Source organism: Hyphomonas oceanitis SCH89 (assembly GCF_000685295.1).
Lineage (GTDB): Bacteria > Pseudomonadota > Alphaproteobacteria > Caulobacterales > Hyphomonadaceae > Hyphomonas > Hyphomonas oceanitis.
This window is the reverse complement of record NZ_ARYL01000009.1, coordinates 50015-63636: the sequence shown is the minus strand read 5'-3', so window position 1 is coordinate 63636 and position 13622 is coordinate 50015. Positions and strand designations below refer to the sequence as shown.

Genomic DNA, 13622 nt, shown 5'->3' with positions numbered 1-13622 from the left:
GGCCAGTCTGGCCCTAGCCAAAAATTGCAATTGTCTGACGGCCAACCATCACAGGTTGGCCGTTTGCGTTCCAGAGGGTCATGGCCTGGCTGGAATAGCCGTGGCGGGCCGTCTCGGCAACGTGACGCGCGAGGAACCAGCCGTCGCGAGTGGTGGTTTCGTCGGTCAGGAATTCCGCCATCCAGGTCATCGAGCTGATCCGGGCGGGTGCCGTGAACATGGACATGGCCGCAGGTGGCGGTGCATCGGCAATGGCGAGCACAGCGACGGCGTCCGGGACGACAGCTGGATCGACATGGCGCATCCAGATCGTGACGTCACCTTTGTCTGCCCCGGAAATGGGGCGCTCGCCCGCCGCCATGCGCATGTTGAAATTGCGCGTAAAGTTGGGGCGGTTGGGGTTCTCGCCGAAATAGCTGACCGTATCCTCGGGCGAGGTCACGTCAGGCGCTTTGAGATTGTTGAAATCTAGCGCGGATTCCCGTGCTGCGCCGAAAGCGAAGATCGCTTCGGCAGCCACGCCATCGCTGCCCATCATGCGGACCGAGACGAAGACCGTGTTCTTGCCCTGGCGTAGCAGGGTTGGCGTACACGTCACTTCGCCGCCCACCGGGCCGACAAAGGCGACCTGCGCGGAGCGGATCGGCATGCCGGGTGCCAGCGGAATGGCTGCTTCGAGGCAAAGCGCCGCCGTCAGGCCGCCATAGGTGGTGCGGCCCTGCATCCATGCATCGGGCAGCACCACTTTTGTGGCGTTCGCTTCATCCCTGCGGATGCCTGCGAGCAGTTCGGTATAGGCAGCCAAGACCTAGTGCTGGCTTTCCGGCGTCGTGACCTTGAGGCCATCAAGCGCGTCAGACACGGTGATCTGGCAGGACAGGCGGGAGTTTTCCTGAACGTTTTCAGCGAAGTCGAGCATGGACTTTTCCATTTCCTGCTGCTCGCCGACCTTATCCATGAAGGCTTTGTCGACATAGACATGGCAGGTGGCGCAGGCGCAGGCGCCGCCGCAATCGGCATCAATGCCGGGAATGCCGTTTTTCACGGCGGCTTCCATCACGGATTCGCCATTGGTGGCCTCGACGACGCGTTCTGTGCCGTCATTGTCTACGTAAGTGATCTTTGCCATGGGCTGTATTGTCTCCTTCAAGCGGCAGTGGCTGCCGCGGCAATGTCTTTCATCGAAACTGATGTATCGCCAAGCGTGGCGGGCGCAAGCTTGGCCCCCGACATGATCAGCTTTTTCGAGGCGAGGAATTCCGGCGGGCTGTTGACAGCATCCACCGCAATCAGGATTCCGTTGCGCAGGTAGAAGGCTGCGAACTTGCGCTCCTTCGGGTCGCCGCGCACGACGATTTCATCATAGTCCTGGCTGAGGCCGGCAATCTGCAGCTTCAGGTCATACTGGTCAGACCAGAACCAGGGGCAGTCTTCCGCCGGGCGAGGCTTGCCGAGAATGGCCGCCGCCGCGAGCTTGCCCTGCTCAATGGCGTTGTGGACGCTTTCAAGACGTCCCGACCGACCGAAATGCACGAGCGGACGGCTGGCGCAGTCACCCGCCGCGAAGACGCGCGGGTCAGACGTACGGGCGTCGCGATCGACGAGGATGCCATTGTTGCAGGCGATGCCAGCGTCGCTGGCGAGTTCCTCATTTGGCAGGATGCCGATGCCGACGAGGACGATATCAGCGTCGAGACGTGTGCCGTCTGCCAGTATGGCAGCCGAAACTTTGCCATCGGCGCCGTCAAGATGGTCGAGGCGGGCGCCGGTAAGAATGGTGACGCCCTGGGCGCGGTGTTCGGTCTCGAAGAATTCGCTCATGACCGGGCTGGTAACGCGCGCGAGCACGCGCGGCGCCATTTCCAGAACGGTAACGTCGAGCCCCATCTGGCGCGCAACGGCGGCGGCTTCAAGGCCGATATAGCCCGCGCCGATGATGACCATCCGACGTCCGGCAATCATGTTGGGGCGGATGCGCTCGACATCCGAAAGGTCCCGCAGGTCGTGAACGCCTTCGAGATCGGCGCCTTTGGTGGGCAGGGCGCGCGGGCGCGAGCCCGTTGCGATGATCAGCGCATCATAATCGATTTGCCCGCCATGGGGCAGTTCCACCGTCTGCGCCGTGCGATCAATCTTCGCCGCATGCGTCGAGAGAATGACCTCGATATTTTGATCCTGATACCAGGATTCAGGACGGAAATAGAGGCGCTCCTCGGAGAACTCGCCCTTCATATAGGCCTTGGACAGAGGCGGGCGCTGATAGGGCAGCGCAGCTTCGTCAGCAACGAGCGTCAGTTTGCCTTCATAGCCACCCTGGCGCAGCGACTGAAGCGCTTGCGCGCCAGCCTGTCCGCCGCCGATGATGACGATGCGTGTTGCGCCTGTCAGATCCAAAATGCGTTCCCGTCCCGTAACTATCGGCAAATTATGACGCTAGCGTCATTTTTGCAATCCCTTATGGCACTGGAGTTCCAGCCGGAGGCGTCGGTGTCAAGAACCCTGTCTGATCGCACAGGGAATTGCGCGTAGCCGGGACGGCAGGAGTGGCTATATTGCGCAGCATGCAATTGACGTTTGACCTGGCAGATGATGCCGCCACGCGGACCCTTGGCGCGCATCTCGCAACCCTCCTGCGTGTGGGCGATGTGGTCGCCCTGCATGGCGATCTGGGGGCTGGCAAGACCACGCTGACGCGCGGCCTTGTGCAGTCCCTGTGCGGCACCGATGAAGAGGTTCCGAGCCCGACCTACACCCTCGTCCAGTCTTATGAGGGGCCGGAATTCCCCATATGGCACTTCGACTTGTACCGCATGAACACGCCGGATGAGGTGATGGAACTGGGGTGGGACGAGACGCAAGACGGTGTGGCGCTGATTGAGTGGCCGGAGCGCGCCGGGCGCTATTTGCCGACAGTGCGGCTGGACCTGACTCTTGAAATGGTTGGGGAGCAGCGCCGCGCGAGGCTGGAACCGGTGGGCGAAGACTGGCAGAAGCGGCTGGATGGATTTCGATTCTAGCCACCGGACAGCGCAGATCGACACCTTCCTGGCCAAGGCCGGGTGGGGCGACGCGACACGTATTCCGCTTGGACAGGATGCCTCCACACGCCGCTACATAAGGCTGGTGCGGCCAGATGCCGCGCGGGCTCTGCTGATGGATGCACCCCGGATCGAGGCGGACCCCTGCCCGCCCGACGCCGATGAGGCCGTCCGGAATCAGATGGGGTGGAACGCGCAGACGCGTCTTGCCGCCTCGCGCGTTGATGCCTTCGTGCTGCTGGCGGGCTTTCTGGCCGAGCATGGGCTGCGGCCGCCGCAGATAATGGCGCATGATACGGCGGCCGGGCTCGCGCTGATCGAGGATTTTGGCGATGGCCGGGAAATTGCGCGCCAGATCGAGCGCGGACTGGTTGATGAAACCGCAGCCTATGTGGCAGCCGCCGATGTGCTGACCAAGATCGACGCGCTTCCTGTGCCGGTGCATCTGGAAGTCGGCAGCGAGGTCTGGCCGATCCTGGAATTTGACCGGCTCGCACTGGCAACGAATGCGGACCTGTATGCTGACTGGCTGCCGGTACAGGCGGGTGGCGCCGCGCTTGAGGGCAAGCTGCGGGCGCGCTGGGAAGCCGAGCGCGATGCGCTGATCCAGCAGGCCATGGCCTTCCCGCGCGGACTGACCCTGCGCGATTTCCATGCCGAGAACCTGCTCTGGCTGGAAGGCGGCCAGATTGGCCTGCTCGACTTCCAGGACGCGGTGAAAGGCTGGGATGCCTGGGATATTTCCATGCTGACGCAGGACGCGCGCCGTGCCGTTTCGCCGGAAGCGGCGGAGGCTGCAATCAGCCATTACGTGAACACGACTGGCAAAGACCGCGCCGCGTTCGACGAGCGGCTGGCTGTGATCGGCGCGCTCAACGCGTTGCGCATTGCGGGCATTTTCGCGCGACTGATGATCCGGGACGGCAAGCCACGTTATGGGCTGTTCCAGCCGCGCCAGTTGTCGATCCTTGCGCGCAACCTGTCCCATCCTGCACTGGAGGGTATGGCGGCGTTCGTGCGCGAGACGACGCCGTTCGTATTTGAGGCAAAGCCATGAGCGTTCCGGTTCCCCATACGGCCATGGTGCTGGCGGCCGGCCTCGGTACGCGGATGCGGCCGCTGACGGATGGCACGCCGAAACCGCTGATCGAGGTGTGCGGCAAGCGTTTGATCGACCGGATGCTGGACCCGCTGGCCGCAGCTGGCGTGAAGCGCGTGGTGGTCAATGTGCACTACCTGGCGGACCAGCTGGAAGCGCATCTTGCCGGGCGGACCGATCTGGAAGTTGTGATCTCGGATGAGCGCGGCGAAGTACTCGAGACGGGCGGTGCGCTGGCCAAGGCGCGGCCGCTACTGGGCGATGATCCGATCTTTGTAATCAACACGGATGCCTTTTGGGCGCCGGAATCCGATGTGCCCCTGCGGGCGATGGCCGAGGCTTTTGAGCCCGACAAGGCCGACGCGCTGCTGATGGTGGCCGACACGGGGCAAAGTCTTGGCTTCGACGGAGCGGGGGATTTCTTCCTCGGCGAGGACCGCCGCATGGTGCGCCGGGGCGATGCGGTGTCTGCGCCGTGGGCCTATGCGGGCGCGCGGATCATTCGGCCGCAGCTCTACGATAACACCCCCGTTGAGCGCTTCTCGGCCTTGCGTGTGTGGGACAGGCTGATCGCCGAAGGGCGCCTGATGGGCTGGCCGCTCGACCGGTTCTGGCTGCATGTGGGCGATCCCGGCGCGCTGAAGGATGCCGAAATGTGGCTGCGTTGCCATGGCGAATGAGGCGCAGATCTTCGGGGCCGGGCGCCCGAAAGTCTGGTCCATTCCGCCGGGGGCCGATTTCCTGCGGGCGCTGGCGACAGCTTTAGCCAGAGAAACGCACCTGAGTGAGCAACCCGACGCGCTCAGCGATGCGATCATCTACGTGCCGAACAGCCGATCATCGCGGGCGCTGATCCTTGCGCTGTACGATGCGGCGGGAGAAAAATCGATCCTGCCGCCGGATGTGCGCACGCTGGGCGACCTTGAAAGCGAAGAGGCGCCGCCGAATGCGGAGACGGCGCTGGTCGGCCTGCCGCCCGCACTGTCGCCCGCCCGGCGGCTTGGCGCGTTGGCGGCGCTGGTGCGCAAGTTTTACGAAGCGGAATATCGCGTCGACCTGCCACCTGCCTCGGCACTGGCGGCGGCGCGGGAACTCTCCCGGCTGCTCGATCAGGCGGCGCTCAGTGCGGGCGCGGACTGGTCGAAGCTTGATACGCTGGTCGGCGAGTCAGACCTCGCAGCGCACTGGCATCGGTCGGTTGCATTCCTGAAGATCATCACGGCGGCCTGGCCGGAATGGTTGAATGACAATAATGCGATGGACCCGTTTGCGCGGCGCCTCGCGGCGGCGGAGGCACTGGCCGCAGACTGGTTGGCGAACCCGCCATCTGCGCCGGTCATCATTGCGGGCTCTACCGGCGCCACGCCTGCTGGCCGTGTGCTGATGAAAGCCGCGCTGATGCTGCCCAAGGGACTGATCGTCCTGCCGGGGCTCGACATGGATGCGGACGAAGAGGCGTGGAATGCGATCCGGCAATCAGTAAGCCATCCGCAGAATTCCCTGATTGATGCGCTGGATCATCTCGCCGTGGCACCTGCCGATGTCGCCGGTTGGCCGGGTATTAAAGAGCAGGACACGAGTACGGCCCGCCGACGGCTGATCCACGAAGCCCTTGCGCCGGCTGATGCGACGGCTGACTGGCGAGCGACACTAAAAGTGCTGGCGAAAGCGACGGGCTCGACAGTTGAAGGCTTTGCAGTCGATGCGCTGTCTGGCCTGACGGTGATCGAGGCACCGGATGAAGCAGCGGAGGCGGAAGCCGCCGCGCTGCTGATGCGTGAGACGCTGGAAACGCCAAAAGAAACGGCCGCACTGGTGACACCGGATGCCGGGCTGGCGCGGCGTGTGTCCGCCTTGCTCAAGCGCTGGGGCGTGGATGTGCCGCCTTCTGCGGGTGTGCCGCTTGGGCGAACGCCTGCGGGCAGCCTGATCGGGCTTTGCGCCAGCTGGGCGATTGATCCGTCCGAGCCGGTGGCGCTGACCGCGGCGCTGAAACATGGCTTCGTGAAGGATCGCGAGGGGCTGGCCGTGCTGGAACGGTATTTCCTGCGCGGTCCGCGTCGCTGGCGAGATCTGGCAGGTCTGCGCGACAGCATCGATACGCGCGGCGAGATCGAGCCTTATGCGAGCTTCAAGCGGGAGCATCAGGACGCGGCCATCGCGCTGGTTGATCGACTGATCGCCGTATTTGAGGAAACGGATGCAGACCTGTCTGTCGAAACGCTGGTGGATGGAACGCAGGGCGCTGAGCGGATAGCGGCGCTCGCGGGACGCATCAGCGAAGCGCCGTTGCCGTGGGCCGGTGAGGATGGCCGCGGGGCGACCAAGCTGCTAGAAAGCATCAGCGAGCTCTCCGGGCAACTCGGCCCGATGGCGCCCTATGCGCTGGTCGACCTGATCCATGCCCAGAGCGCGCAGATGACAATAAGTGCCGGGATTGTCGAGCATTCTCGGCTGTCTATCTGGGGGCCGCTTGAAGCCCGTCTGCAATCTGCAAGCCGCGTCATTCTTGCAGGACTCAACGAGGATGTCTGGCCACACCGCCCGGCGCCAGATGCTTTCCTGCCGCGTCGTTTCCGGCAGGAACTGGGCTTGAACGATCCGGAAGACCGGCTGGGTCTCTCGGCGCATGACTTTGCCCAGCTCGCCTGTGCGCCGAGTGTGGTGATGCTGCATGCGGCGCGGCGCGATGATGCGCCCGCGGTGGCCTCGCGCTGGGTGTGGCGCCTGAAGACGCTGGCCGAGGGTGCGCTGGACGACAAGGCTGCGGAGGCGCTTGCGCCCGTTGGCGGGCATCCGCTGGAATGGGTCGCGGCAATGCAGGATCGCGGCACGGGCAGTCTGCCAAAGGACTTTCCTGTCGAGCCGAAGCCGACGCGGCACCCGGAGGGTTGGCCCAAGCGCCTGTCAGTCACACGTATCGACCTGTTGCAGCGCGACCCCTATGCGATGTGGGCGGAGAATGTACTTGGCCTCGAGACGATTGATCCGATGAATGCGCTGCTGGGCCCAGCCCCGCGCGGCACGGCGATCCACCACGCGCTGGAATTGCTCGAAGAAGACGGCGCACCCAAGACGCCGCAACACCTGATGACGCTGCTTGAGCAGGAACTCGCCCGCGTCGGCGAGCCAAGGGAAGACTGGGTGGCCCGCCGCGCTGTCTGGCAGAAGACTGTCGACTGGTATCTGAACTGGCGCGCGACGCGCGATACAGGCGGGACGAAGCCGAAGCTTGAGGTCAAAGGTGAACTGAATTTCGACATCGCGGGCTATCCCTTCACGCTTTCGGCCACGGCAGACAGGATCGAGCGGACCGCGACAGGCGATCTCGTTATCGTCGACTTCAAGACCGGTAGTCCGCCATCGGACAAAGAGATTGCGACCGAGCTGAGCCAGCAGATGCCGCTTCAGGCACTCCTCGCCCGCGCGGGAGCCTATAAAGGCATCGACGCGGCTACAGTGAGTGCGCTGGAATATGTGGCGTTCAAGGCGAAACCGGATGCGCGGGTCGTCGGTGCGTCGCGGGCGCTGACCGCCACGCCGGGAGAGCTGGCCGACAAGGCGGAAGAGGGCATGAAGCGCCTGATCGCAAATTATCGCCAGCCGGATACAAATTTCCTGTCGGCCCCCCGCGTGAAATTCGTGAAGTATGACAATGGCTTCAACCGCCTCGCGCGCCGCGCGGAATGGGCGGGCGACACGGAAGACGGGGAGGGCGACAATGGCTGATCCTTTTGCCCCCGTCCGCGAGAGCAATGAGGCGCCGGCCTTTCTGGAGGCGATCGGCGTGCAGGCGGCTGTCGCCAATCCGGCCATCCCGGCTTTCGTGTCTGCCAATGCCGGCAGCGGCAAGACCAAGGTTCTGATCGACCGCGTCGCGCGCCTTTTGCTGCGCCGTGAAGACGGTCGGCCGGGCGCGGCGCCGGATTCCATCCTGTGCATCACCTACACCAAGGCGGCGGCGAGCGAGATGCTGTCGCGCCTGTTCAAGACGCTGGGCCGCTGGTCGGTGATGGCGGATGACAAACTCCGCGCTGAACTCGCAAAGCTCGAAGGCCGGCCTGAGAAGGCCTACAAGCCGGATGACCTTAAAGCCGCCCGTGCCCTGTTTGCGCGCGCGCTTGAGTCGCCCGGTGGCCTTCGTATCGAGACGATCCACGCCTTCTGTTCGCGTATCCTACGGCGGTTCCCGCTGGAGGCTGGCGTGCTGCCGGGCTTTGCGGAGATCGAGGAAGATGAGGCGGCGGCGCTGTGGAATGCCGCGCGGGCGCAGGCTGTGCTGCAAGCGCAGGATAATGCGCCGGAGTTGCTGGACCTTCTCGCGTTGGAAGGCGGACATGAAGGCGCGATGGCGGCGCTGGATACGCTGCGCTGGTCGGGCGGTGTCGTGCTCGATTTTGCCGAGACGCATGACTTTGATTTCGACGCGATGGATTTTGTTCTGCGCGAAAGCCTCAATGCGCCGGAGGCGAGCGCGGACGAGATGCTCGAACTGGCAATGGGCGAGGGGCTGCCGGTGGCTGACCTGCGCGCGGTCATAGGCGCGCTTCAGGGCGGCGCTGCGACGGACGTGAAAACGGCAGACGCCCTGGTTGCCGTGATGGAAGCCGTTGGCCCTGTTGCGCGCTGGGATACCTATCTCGGCATCTTCACGACTGGCACAGGGGATTTCCGCAAGTCCAATCCCTACACGGCGCCAACGGCCAAGCAGACGCCCCTGATTGGTGATCTCTTCCAGATGAAGGATGGCGAGGGCAGCGAAACCGCGCGGGTTCGCGAACTGGCCGAGGCGCTTGCCCGCGCGCGGGCGTTCGAGCGGACGTCTGCCTTGTTCCGGGTGGGCGTGCCTGCGCTGCTGGCCTACCAGCGGGAAAAGGCGGCGCGGGCAGCGCTCGACTTCGACGACCTGATCCACAAGACGCGCCTTCTGCTCACGCAGACGGGTATGTCGGACTGGGTGCTCTACAAGCTGGATGGCGGCCTCAGCCACGTGCTGCTGGACGAAGCGCAGGATACGAGCCCGCCGCAATGGGAGCTGATCAGCGCGCTGACGGCGGAATTCTTCTCCGGGATGGGCGCAGAGCGCCTGCAGGACCCGCGAACCCTGTTTGTGGTCGGTGACGAGAAACAGTCGATTTATTCCTTCCAGGGTGCCGACCCGTCGAAGTTTCGCCAGAAGGCGCAGGAATTCACGCTTCTGTCGACGGACATGCTGCTTGGCTCGATGGACATGTCGTTCCGCTCGTCGCCGCAGGTTCTGGAATTTGTCGACCAGGTCTGGAACACGGCGCCGCCGATTGAGGGCGCGCATGCGCCTGACGCGCCGATGGTGGCGGACCTTGTGAAACATACGGCACGCCGGGCAAGCCAGCCAGGCTGTGTTGAACTCTGGCCGTTGGATCCGCCAGCCGAGGATGTGCCGGAAGATGCCTGGGACCGGCCGGTCAACGCGATGCGCGAGGCCTCGCCCAAGGCGCAGTTGGCGAAACACCTGGCCGCTGAGATCAAGGGCATGATTGATCGGCGCGAGACAGTCTGGGTGGAAGAGGGGCGTGACTGGGTGCGCCGCCCCGTGGAGCCGCAGGACATTCTTGTGCTGGTGAGGGGCCGCACGGGCGGATTGTTCGATGCGATGATTTCCGCCCTCAAGGCGGCCGGCCTGCCCGTGGCGGGCGCGGACAGGCTGAAGCTGCTGGATCATATCGGTGTGCAGGATTGCCTGAACCTGTTGCGGTTCGTGACGCTGCCGGAGGCGGACCTGACGCTGGCGGAAATCCTGCGCGGGCCGTTTGTGGGCCTGGTGGATGACGACCGGTATCTCTATCCGCTGGCTGCTGGCAGGGGACGCAAGATCTCGCTGTGGACGCGGGTGCAGGAAAGCGAAGACCCGGATGTTGTTGCGGCGGCGGCCTTCCTGCAGAGTCTGCTGCAGCGGGCGCATCTGGCGCCGTATGAGTTCCTGTCATCCGTGATGGATCAGCCGGGCGCCGATGGGCAGACGGGCTGGGAAAAGATCAATGCGCGGCTGGGGACGCCGGCGCGCGATCCGGTCGAGGCGCTGATGGCGCGGGCACTGGCGCATGACTCGGCTGAGCCGGCTTCGCTGCAGAGATTCCTTGCGGCGATGGAGGCGCATGACACTGAAATCAAACGGGATTTGGCGGCGCCGGAGCGGGAAGTGCGGGTGATGACGGTGCACGGGGCCAAGGGCCTGCAGGCGCCGGTTGTGGTGTTGCCTGATACGACGTCAGGGCCGCGCGGGGGCTCTGGGCGCCTGTTCGAGATTGACGGTGTGCCGGTCTGGTCGCCGCGTAAGGACACCGATACGCCAGACGTGGCTGCTGTAAGGGCCATTGCAGATGCCAAGGCGGAGGAGGAGCATCGTCGCTTGCTTTACGTGGCACTGACACGGGCGCAGGACAGGCTGATTATTGCCGGTCACTGGCATGGCGGTGGCAAGGAAGGCTTCCACAAGAAGAGCTGGTACGCGCTGTGTGCTGACGCGATGGATGGCTTGGCGCCAGAGGGTACTGAAGGGGTGCGGACATATGGCTCCCGGGGGCCTTCGAAGGTCGTCTCGGACCATTCCCGGACCATTCCCGGACCATTCCCGGACTGGGCCTTGCGAAAACCGCCTGCTGACGGGCCTGCCCGGAAGCTGAGCGCCCCGACAAGCCTGCTGGCGCGCAACACGCCGGTGCTCGCCCCGTTCGGGCCGCGCCGTGAGGAACAGATGCGACGCGGGCGCCTGATCCACTCCTTGCTTCAATACTTGCCGGCCATTCCGGAGGCGAAGCGCGAGACGGCGGGGCAGGAGTTCCTGCGGCGGAACCCGGACCTTGATGATGCGCAGCGCGAAGAGATGCTGAGCGCAGCCATGGGCGTGATGAATGACGCGGCGATGGCGGAGATCTTCCAGCCGGGTGGACGCGCGGAGGCGGCGGTGATCGGCACGGCGCCGGAGCTACCGGATGGCACCGTGATCAATGGCCGGGTGGACCGGCTGGTGGTGACGCCGGAGCGGGTGCTGATCATCGACTTCAAGACGGATCAGCCGGCGCCGGCAACGGCTGCGGGTGTGGCAGACACGTATCGGGCGCAGATGGGGGCCTATTGGGCGGTGCTGAGGAAGGCTTATCCGGGCCGCGATGTGGTGGCGGCGCTGTGCTGGACGGACGGGCCGAAACTGATGGTGCTGCCTGAGGCAGACCTGTTAGAGTCACTAAAGCGTGCGCAGAGCGAGGTTTGACTTCGCTGATGAGTCCCTATGTATCAAGCAAGAAACAAGCATAAAGGAGCCAATCATGGCTGCAGTGAATGTAACGGACGACGAATTCGACTCCGTGATCGCCAATTCCGAGCTTCCGGTCGTTGTCGACTTCTGGGCTGAATGGTGTGGCCCTTGTAAGCAGATGTCACCTCATCTCGAGGCTGTCTCGGAAGAGATGGCTGACAAGGTGAAAGTCGCCAAGATCAATGTCGACGAAAACCCGATGGTCGCGTCGAAATATGGCGTGCGCGGCATGCCGACCCTGATGGTGTTCAAGGATGGCAAGGTTGCTGCAACCCATCTTGGCGCGATGAGCAAGCAAGCCATCGCTGACTGGATCAAGCAGAGCGTCTAGTTGACGCTGGCGCGCCCGGGCTTTCAGTCCGGGCTGCCCTGTGCCTGAACGCCATTCTTGTCGATATCGGCGATCAGGGCTTCCATTTCCCCAATCTCTTTCCGTTGTGTCTCGATGATGCCGTCCGCGAGTTCCCGAACGCGGGGATCACGTATGTGAGCGCGCTCGCTGGTCAGGATTGCGATGGAGTGGTGCGGGATCATGGCCTTCATCCAGGCGACGTCATCCACGGTTTCCTGACTGCGCACGAGCCACAGCGACAGCGCAAAGACCGCCACACTGCCGGCGAAAATGGCGATGTTGACCTTGGTGTTCTTGTACATGTTCAGCATGAAGCCGAGCATGACCACTGCCATTGATGCGCCCATGACAAAGGCCATGTAGAGCCGGGTTTCGCTGAACCAGACATGATCCAGAGCATAAGTATTGAGGTACATGAGCCCGAACATGACGACCGTCGAGGTCGCGATCATGGCCGCGAATTTCCAGTAATGTGAGCCTTGGCTTTCCATCCTCTCCTCCTTGGGTTGCTATTGAGGCAACGGAAGAAGGGGGTGACAGTTCCGTAACCTGCCTAGGCGGCTTCAGGCTCGCTGGTCAGTGACAGGAATACGTCTTCCAGATCGGGGGCTTCGGTAACGAGGTCCCCGATACTGATTCCAGAGGTGCGTACCTGCTCCAGGATGCGGCCGATGCCTGTCTCACTGGTGCGGAACGTGATGGCGAGGGTGCCGGTATCACGAATCCTGGCATCGAAGGCCGCGAGGCCTGCGGGAACAATGGTCAGCGGTTCGCGCGGTGTGATGACGAGTGTCTTGTAGTCGAGGCGTGCGAGCAGTTTCGGGGTGGGCTCGCTGGCGACGATCTCGCCATGGTTCACGATGGCGATCGTATCACAAAGCTCCTCGGCCTCTTCCAGATAGTGTGTGGTGAGGATGATGGTCGTGCCGCGGTCGTGCAGTTCGCGCACATAGGTCCAGAGGGACCGGCGCAGTTCCACGTCAACCCCAGCGGTGGGCTCATCGAGAATCAGGACGGGCGGATTGTGGACGAGCGCCTTGGCGACCATGAGTCGGCGCTTCATGCCGCCTGACAGCTGGCGCACATAGGCATCTTTCTTGTCATCAAGGCCGAGCGCGGTGAGAATTTCGAGGCTGCGGCGCTCGTTTTTTGGCACGCCGTAGAAACCGGCCATGAGTTCCAGCATCTCCATGGGCGTGAAGAAGGGGTCGGCCACGATCTCCTGATTGACGACGCCGATCGCTGCGCGGCTCTGGCGCGGATGCTGGTCGATATCGAGGCCCCAGATGCGGGCCGTACCGGACGTCTTGTTCACGAGACCGGCGAGAATGTTGATGAATGTGGACTTTCCCGCGCCATTCGGGCCGAGCAGGCCGAAGACCGAGCCGCGCGGAATTTGCAGGCTGATGTCCTTCAGGGCGTGCTTTTCGGGCATCTTGCCGGAGGCGCGATAGATTTTCTGGAGGTGCTCGATCTCGATGGCGTAGTCGGGGGCGGTCTTTGCGTCGGTCATACGGGCCTCAATGCTCTTCACAGGGCGATCTTGCGCAGCGCGGCCCTGCGGACTAGTTAGGTCCGTGTAGCGGCGCGAACAAGGACTGCGCCGGAAACTCCATGGAAAGCCGCCCATTATGAGCAAACCCCGTGATGTCTTCAGCCCGCCTGAAATCGTGCTGTCCAACAGCCACAAGGTATCCTGCAATGGCGCTGGCGGCGCGCTCGGCCACCCCAAGGTGTGGTACGAGATGGGCGACGAAGACTATGTCGAGTGCAAATACTGCGACCGGCGATTCGTTCTGATTGGCGGCAAGGAAGACCGTTCGCAAAACCGATAGGCGG

The 13622-nt window shown here is 63.6% G+C and carries 12 protein-coding genes; 7 read left to right on the top strand and 5 right to left on the bottom strand.

Going from position 1 to position 13622, the window contains the following annotated elements; translation table 11 throughout:
• Nucleotides 1-13 precede the first annotated feature (13 nt).
• From HOC_RS07565 to HOC_RS07555, 3 genes are read right to left on the bottom strand one after another with little or no spacing between them, the layout of a single operon-like run.
• Nucleotides 14-805: a thioesterase family protein gene (locus HOC_RS07565; RefSeq protein ID WP_035537198.1), complete on the bottom strand. Its 792-nt coding sequence runs from the start codon at nt 803-805 to the stop codon at nt 14-16.
• 3 nt (nt 806-808) lie between these two features.
• A complete protein-coding gene (locus HOC_RS07560) occupies nt 809-1129 on the bottom strand; it encodes a 2Fe-2S iron-sulfur cluster-binding protein (RefSeq protein WP_035537197.1) in 321 nt (106 codons plus the stop codon).
• Between the two features lie 17 nt (nt 1130-1146).
• Nucleotides 1147-2394 (bottom strand): NAD(P)/FAD-dependent oxidoreductase, encoded by a 1248-nt coding sequence (locus HOC_RS07555; protein WP_051624631.1) that lies wholly within the window; start codon nt 2392-2394, stop codon nt 1147-1149.
• Between the two features lie 167 nt (nt 2395-2561).
• Between HOC_RS07555 and tsaE the strand changes: the two genes are divergently transcribed.
• The 6 genes from tsaE to trxA are packed head-to-tail and all read left to right on the top strand — an operon-like array spanning nt 2562 to nt 11762.
• A complete protein-coding gene (gene tsaE, locus HOC_RS07550; RefSeq protein ID WP_035537196.1) occupies nt 2562-3017 on the top strand; it encodes a tRNA (adenosine(37)-N6)-threonylcarbamoyltransferase complex ATPase subunit type 1 TsaE in 456 nt (151 codons plus the stop codon).
• Nucleotides 3001-4095 carry an aminoglycoside phosphotransferase family protein gene (locus HOC_RS07545; RefSeq protein ID WP_035537195.1) on the top strand — a complete coding sequence of 365 codons (1095 nt, stop codon included), beginning with the start codon at nt 3001-3003 and terminating at the stop codon, nt 4093-4095. The genes tsaE and HOC_RS07545 overlap by 17 nt, the downstream gene beginning before the upstream one ends.
• A complete protein-coding gene (locus HOC_RS07540; protein ID WP_035537194.1) occupies nt 4092-4817 on the top strand; it encodes a nucleotidyltransferase family protein in 726 nt (241 codons plus the stop codon). Before HOC_RS07545 ends, HOC_RS07540 begins: the two co-directional genes overlap by 4 nt.
• Nucleotides 4807-7866, top strand: coding sequence for a double-strand break repair protein AddB (gene addB / locus HOC_RS07535; protein WP_051624630.1), 3060 nt, complete (start codon nt 4807-4809; stop codon nt 7864-7866). Before HOC_RS07540 ends, addB begins: the two co-directional genes overlap by 11 nt.
• Entirely contained in the window at nt 7859-11386 is a 3528-nt protein-coding gene (gene addA / locus HOC_RS07530; protein ID WP_051624629.1) for a double-strand break repair helicase AddA, read from the top strand. The genes addB and addA overlap by 8 nt, the downstream gene beginning before the upstream one ends.
• Nucleotides 11387-11441: 55 nt before the next feature.
• On the top strand, nt 11442-11762 hold the full coding sequence (trxA, locus tag HOC_RS07525) for a thioredoxin (RefSeq protein ID WP_035537193.1): 321 nt from the start codon (nt 11442-11444) through the stop codon (nt 11760-11762).
• 23 nt (nt 11763-11785) lie between these two features.
• Here the strand turns inward: trxA and HOC_RS07520 are convergent, their stop codons facing one another.
• Both HOC_RS07520 and HOC_RS07515 read right to left on the bottom strand, forming a co-directional pair.
• Nucleotides 11786-12274, bottom strand: coding sequence for a DUF305 domain-containing protein (locus HOC_RS07520; protein ID WP_035537192.1), 489 nt, complete (start codon nt 12272-12274; stop codon nt 11786-11788).
• Nucleotides 12275-12336: 62 nt separating this feature from the next.
• Nucleotides 12337-13296, bottom strand: a complete 960-nt coding sequence (locus HOC_RS07515; RefSeq protein WP_035537191.1) for an ABC transporter ATP-binding protein — start codon at nt 13294-13296, stop codon at nt 12337-12339.
• A 118-nt stretch (nt 13297-13414) separates the two neighbouring features.
• Here HOC_RS07515 and HOC_RS07510 point away from each other — a divergent pair, with 118 nt between their 5' ends.
• Nucleotides 13415-13618 carry a zinc-finger domain-containing protein gene (locus HOC_RS07510; protein WP_035537190.1) on the top strand — a complete coding sequence of 68 codons (204 nt, stop codon included), beginning with the start codon at nt 13415-13417 and terminating at the stop codon, nt 13616-13618.
• Nucleotides 13619-13622 lie beyond the last annotated feature (4 nt).

Excerpts from the sequence above, each read along its gene's own strand:
- HOC_RS07510 (WP_035537190.1), top strand. The coding sequence starts at position 13,415 with ATGAGCAAACCCCGTGATGTCTTCAGCCCGCCTGAAATCGTGCTGTCC.
- trxA (WP_035537193.1), top strand. The coding sequence starts at position 11,442 with ATGGCTGCAGTGAATGTAACGGACGACGAATTCGACTCCGTGATCGCC.
- HOC_RS07520 (WP_035537192.1), bottom strand. The coding sequence starts at position 12,274 with ATGGAAAGCCAAGGCTCACATTACTGGAAATTCGCGGCCATGATCGCG.
- HOC_RS07540 (WP_035537194.1), top strand. The coding sequence starts at position 4,092 with ATGAGCGTTCCGGTTCCCCATACGGCCATGGTGCTGGCGGCCGGCCTC.
- addB (WP_051624630.1), top strand. The coding sequence starts at position 4,807 with ATGGCGAATGAGGCGCAGATCTTCGGGGCCGGGCGCCCGAAAGTCTGG.
- HOC_RS07515 (WP_035537191.1), bottom strand. The coding sequence starts at position 13,296 with ATGACCGACGCAAAGACCGCCCCCGACTACGCCATCGAGATCGAGCAC.
- addA (WP_051624629.1), top strand. The coding sequence starts at position 7,859 with ATGGCTGATCCTTTTGCCCCCGTCCGCGAGAGCAATGAGGCGCCGGCC.
- HOC_RS07560 (WP_035537197.1), bottom strand. The coding sequence starts at position 1,129 with ATGGCAAAGATCACTTACGTAGACAATGACGGCACAGAACGCGTCGTC.
- tsaE (WP_035537196.1), top strand. The coding sequence starts at position 2,562 with ATGCAATTGACGTTTGACCTGGCAGATGATGCCGCCACGCGGACCCTT.
- HOC_RS07545 (WP_035537195.1), top strand. The coding sequence starts at position 3,001 with ATGGATTTCGATTCTAGCCACCGGACAGCGCAGATCGACACCTTCCTG.